1 pseudogene is annotated in these 355 nt (G+C 60.8%); it reads left to right on the top strand.

The annotated features are described in order from the left end of the window. Positions 1-112: pseudogene (locus FSO04_RS49155) on the top strand (YciI family protein); the annotation flags it as partial. Between the last annotated feature and the right edge of the window lie 243 nt (positions 113-355).

The following is a 355-nucleotide window of genomic DNA, read 5'->3' as shown; positions in this document are numbered from 1 at the left end:
TACCCATGACGAGGCGTTGCGCATCGCCTCCATGCACCCGGCGGCCACGCTGGGCGAAGAAGGTGGATGGGTCGTCGAGCTTATCCCCGTGGATTTCTACTGGTCCCGATGAGGGCTTGGACGCGTGCCTCAAATATGCGTTGGGACTCTGTTCTCCTCAAACACCTTCACGGCTTCGTGAGTCATCGCGACGATGCTACTTCTGGGCCGAGCGGCGACGCCTGTGATCGGTAGAGTCGAGATGTGGCGCGGTAGCGGTAGGCTCGGTTTGTCTGTTGCCGCCTCTTTCGTCTGGCGGTGCCCCAATAACCTCGCCGTAACCCCGTTTCCACATCCCGCTCATCGAACCCAGCGT

Source organism: Paraburkholderia madseniana, from assembly GCF_009690905.1.
Taxonomy (GTDB): Bacteria; Pseudomonadota; Gammaproteobacteria; order Burkholderiales; family Burkholderiaceae; genus Paraburkholderia; species Paraburkholderia madseniana.
This window is presented reverse-complemented; position numbering and strand designations above follow the sequence as displayed.